The following is a 5,304-nucleotide window of genomic DNA, read 5'->3' as shown; positions in this document are numbered from 1 at the left end:
TCTTGCGGCCGTTTTCAAAGGCAATATCGTCAAGAACGTAGTTGGCGATGACCGCCGCTGAGAACTCTTTCATGCCGACAATAGATTCTTGCATGCCCGCCGGACCAGTGGCAGTCACGGGGACAAACATAAAGGCACTCTGCATAAATTCCTCAGCGCCCTTGTCGGACAGCATATGGACAACGGCACTGAAGTGAATCACATTAACGCCGTGTCTGTAGCCAAGGAAGTGTTCAAACTCTTCCACTGGCTGATAACCATCGGCACCCCTGATGGCTTTCATGTAGTTTTGAAGTTCAACCTTACTGATCAGACCGTCTCGCAGCAAAGCGATGATCTTGTTACCATTGCCAGAACCGGCAGTGAAGTATTTCTGGAAAGTTGTCAGATCCTTTGATTCATGTTCGACGAAATGAATGGCTCTTTTGCCCATACCGCGTATTTCACCGTCGTATTGTTGAGCCCCGGTTGCCATCTCATTCCTGGCCCTGTACACCAGCTCCTGAACTTTTTTCAGGACATTCAGAGGCCGATCTTCCGTTGGCTCGAAAGGGCTGGGTGGGAAGGTCGTCTTCAGGCTCTTGAATACTTTCACAATCCGAATGGCCTGATCAAAGGTCAGATTGTCTCCAACCATTGCCTGCAAGAGAATCGGTGCAAATTCATCTTTAAAATCGAAAGTCGAAAAGAATGGTGTCGTAAGGAACGGTTCTGCATTACCGCTTTCTGCTGCTAATTCTGTCAGACCGATGGCTGCTTCCAGTGCTTGTTGCTTGAGAGGGTGTTGCTGTGTGAAGGCGTTCATAGCGGCCTGAACTTTTGTCTGTCTCGGTGTGTACTGGAAGGGATCATCGTTATTTTCGACAACTTTCTCTGCAATCCTCAGGTTATCCTTCATTCTCTCAATGCAGGCTTTCCTGATTTCAATCTCACCTTCCAGGCTGGCCTGTTCCTGATTCAGTTGCCGGATCTTGCCGACACTACCACCATCCCAGACCAGTTGTACCCGTTTGTATCTAAGGGCATTAATCCGGTCTTCAAGGGTGTCAGTAGAGTCTGGCTTAAGACCCGCGGCTTCCTCAGTGGCTTCAAGAAGCGCGTCATGATCCGCCAAGTCCTGTTTTGCTTTGGAAACAGCTTCACTTTTACGTCTCAGGGCTAAAGCCAGCTGAGCCATTTCGTACCTGGGTACTGCTTCAGACGGCCCAACGGTGATTCTAAAATCGATCATTTCCCGTTCTTTACGAACCAGATTCGTTCGTGCATGATCCTCCTGAGCCCTTGCATCGTTTACATCCATCACTTTCTTGTCATGCACACGCAGGAATTTCCTGACCTGAATGTACTCTTTCGTGGCAAAACGCTGTTTACCCCGGACTTCATGGGTTTCGTCCTGATCATGACTCTCTGAATAGGCTTTATTGGCAATAAAGTGATCAGCTTCTTCCAGTAAACCGAGGTCACCATTTATCTGAATATTCAGTGCTTTTGTGGCTTTCCCAAGGACTTCATCCCGTTTTTCTGCGCTGCATGTCCGCAGGAAATGTTTGATGTCGTCTACTCGATCTTTAAAGGTTTGCTCATCACCTGCAGCCAGACCCAACTCGTTCTGAAGTTGTTTAATGCCCTGTTTGAGAGGTGTTTCCTCTTCATCCGAAGTATGTTGGAGGTCCGCACGGCTCACCAAAAATGCCACCTGCTTGTCACGAAGCGTGTTCAGCTTGCGTTGAACACCTGTCAGCTCACTTTCAGCTTCTTCTATTGCCCGCCTGACAGTGACTACCTCACGATCATAGACGTATCGGGGTTTAGGGCCCAGGCGGGCCATTTGTCTGTCAAGCTCATTTTCAATGGCCGTAATATGCCCGTCAACGTCAGCAAAACCTGTTTTTAAAACTTCTTCATCCAACCGTTGAAGTTTTTTGTTAATGAGAATGTTTTGGTCTTCGATAGTGGCGTCATCTTTATAGTCCTGAATGTTGAGTTGATGAGCTATCTCATTGTTTCTGATTCTTTTGACATCTTCATTGCCACAGACTTCCTCTACTTCTTCCATTAATGCCCAAATTTGGTTGTAAAGAACATACTTGTTGTCAGACAGGGGGGCATCGTTTTCAAATTTTACCCCCAGATCATTGGCCAGCCTGGCAAGAAAAGCCCCGCCTCTTTCTTTTGCCTTATATCTTACAATGGAGTAGATCTGCAGCTCTTCCTCTATATCTTTAAGCAACTCTGTATTTTGTCTTATGACTTGCCCATCCGCATCTTCGACATAAAAGGTAAGACGCCTCTGAAGCTTCTCGTATTTTACTGCCCATTTTTGGCTCGCAGCTGTGATGTCTTCTTTCCAGAGAGTTTGTCCTATCGTATCCAGCATGGATTCTGAGACTTCATTGTTGTCAAATTTTGTACGAATCCTGCCAAGTCTTGTTGCTTTGTCATCACCTTCATTGACATTGATCTCGAGTATTTTTTCTACGGTTTTCAGTATCTCCAGCGCTTCTCTCTCTACTCGCAGTCTGGTTTTTATGAGGTATGTCTGAATTTCTTTAGAAATGGCTTCACGACGGTAATACACATCGTCCTCTCCATTTAAGTCATCAATCTTCAGGACTTTTTCCACAGCAGCCAGTTTCTCAAGTACTTCAGGTCTGGCTTTGGGGTGGTCTGGTGTTCTGATGTCTTCCAGCTCTTCTTCCAGCTCTTTAAGTTTGTAGAGCTTGTAATAGACTGTTGATTCCAGGGTGGCACGGTCTTCCAGTAGGGTGTTTTCACGTAGATCAATACCAAGAACCGCTGCCACAGCCCTTTTTCTGGTCCTGGTGTAAGAATTCTCTATTTCGCGCTGATCGTCCATTTTATACAGTTGCTGACGCATAAGTTGCTCTTGAGCACTCATTGTCTTAATTTTTTGAATCAGTTGTTCTTCTTGAGCATCAATATCTGCATTGCTATCAACACCCTGAGGGTTTAAATGAGCGGCAATGGTTGCATAGCGGGCTTTGATTGCAGCGTCTGTTCTGGTGCTTTGTTGCTGAAGATGCGTTTGAACGGACCGAAAGCGGGCACCCAGATCATTTTCATTATCTGGAATAATACCGATTTGACCTTCAATAACGGCCAGATTTGTTTTTACAGTGTCTTCCTCAGGCAGTCCCGGTGCGGCAACGGCTGTTAAGATTTCATTAAGTCTCTCCCGGGTGCGTGTGGCTTGTTCTTCTGGTGGCAGGGTATCATCCCAGTCATCTATGCTAAGCATTGTTGCTCTTTCAGAATTGTAAACCTTTCTGGCATCACGAAGTTGTTGTGCCAGGGCTGGAATTCGTTTGCTTTCCTGCTGAAGTGCCTGTTCCCGGTTTTCCAGCGCTTCCATTTCGGCACGAAGCTTTAAAAGCTCATCCCCGATTCGTTGACTTATTTGTTGTGCTTTGAGTTTTTCCTCTTCACTGGTAACCTCTGCACCCGTTGTGTGCTGCAACTTATTTCTAATCTGGAGGATTATGGCTTCTTTTGTCTGTAGCTCCTCCAGGCTTTTATACATTTCAGGCAGCTGCCTGGTCATGTCGCTAATCACTTTGGCAGAAAACTCTTCGTCGACCCCGGGAGGACCGACCTGCGTTTCGCTGATAATGTTGACAACAGAACTTAACGTCCGAATAAAGCGTTGATTAGTCAGAAGATTTCTAATTACGGGTTTGAAGCCGAAGTGTTTTTCGAGTTGAAACTGTAACCAGGCTGGTGTGATGACAGACCAGGCAGCTTTGATGTGTGCAAATGTGAATTCAAATTGATAGGCATTATCCGGAGTAGCACTGGTCAATGCCTGCCGGAGATATTCATAGTATGCAAGCCTCGCCAGTGGATAGGTTTTAAATTCAGTTTTGTACTGTTCGTAATGTGCCGCTGATTCCTCCAGCAGTGCCATCTGCCTGCTGCGAATAACGTACTGATAGATCATGGTATCGTAGCTATTAACCTGTGTTTTTAGTGCATCAACGGGGTAATTACTCTCAGCTTTTTCCAGGAATTTATGGAGGTTTTCTATAAAGGCGATATCGTTCGGATACTGCATATGACCATGGAAAACAATAACCTCCCCCGGAGCTTCGGTTACTTCCAGCTTTGGATAGCCCACAGGCACGGAGTAAGCCCGCGTGTCATCTTCGACGTGTACAACATATCCAATGGGTTTGCTGTGTTTTAACAGTTCATTAAGCGCCTGCTGTTGTAAATCCTTTCTCAGGACATGAACCTGAAAATAGGCAGAGGTGGCTGCTGCCAGGAGAGCCTCATCATTGACGAAAAGTGATTGACCCAGACGTTTCAGTTCAGGAGGCTGATCCCCCCCGGAGATGAGACGCATGAAGGTACGCCCATCCACTTCAGCTTGTTCTATTTCAATGGTGGCAAGGGCAACATAGTGATCACGGGTCCCGAGTTTTCCTGCTCTTTCATTAGCACCTTCGAGCACCTCGTTCAGTTGTGCGGGTCTGGCGATTTTTGTCAACGGTTCCAGTGGTTCGGTGCTATCCATTTGATCAAGCACAGCCTCAACCGAATCCTGATCGGTCATTCCGGCCCTGACTTCAATGATCAGTTTTTCTTCTTCAAGGTTATGGGTGAACCTGAAGACGTCCTCATCACCCACCTTCAGGATTTTGGTGTATTTCTGAGCAACGTCATTCTCGTCCGTTTCAAACAGATCAACAATGGAAACGTCGGCGTCGATGCCGGAAAGAATGTCTGTGAAAGAAGGAATGAAATATGCACTGAATCGAGTCCGATCAGGGTAGGTAGTGGTAAAGGATTTAGGTATTGGCTGCTGGTCATCGTCTAAAGTTGGCTTGACTATGACCTCACTCCGGATCAGCTCCGCTTGCGCATTGTCCTGAATACCGACAAATTTTGTCTGAAGTCTGCGATTGGCCAGAGCCTGTGTACCAATGATGGAAGAACAGACTGCAATGGCCACTGCAAGGCTTAATGCGTTGGGGCGAGAATGTGTCATTCTACTTCCTCGGAATTGAGTGCTTTTATTGCCGTGAAAAGCGATTGCTACAGTAGACGAGGAAGCGACTTTTATTCGCTCATGGCTGTCAATCGCTCATGGCTGTTGCGATAAGCTGTTGAGAGAATTTAGTTCACAGTGGCAAAAGTTCAACGCCAGTAAAATTGAGTTGTTTTTTCAGGGAGGGGTTTCCTCTGGCGCTGCAATCCTTGACTCGAAGAATCTACCCAGAGCGTAAGAATAAGGAATACTTTCTGCGTGGGAGAATGACCATTTAGGTACATTGTCCCTGAAGT

1 protein-coding gene is annotated in these 5,304 nt (G+C 46.5%); it reads right to left on the bottom strand.

All coding sequences use genetic code 11. The annotated features are described in order from the left end of the window. Positions 1-5,008: hypothetical protein (locus KDK17_RS14410; protein WP_257288356.1), on the bottom strand; the 5,008-nt coding region annotated here is incomplete at its 3' end. Between the last annotated feature and the right edge of the window lie 296 nt (positions 5,009-5,304).

This window comes from Endozoicomonas sp. SESOKO2, assembly GCF_024606245.1.
In the GTDB taxonomy this organism is placed as follows: Bacteria; Pseudomonadota; Gammaproteobacteria; order Pseudomonadales; family Endozoicomonadaceae; genus Endozoicomonas_A.
This window is presented reverse-complemented; position numbering and strand designations above follow the sequence as displayed.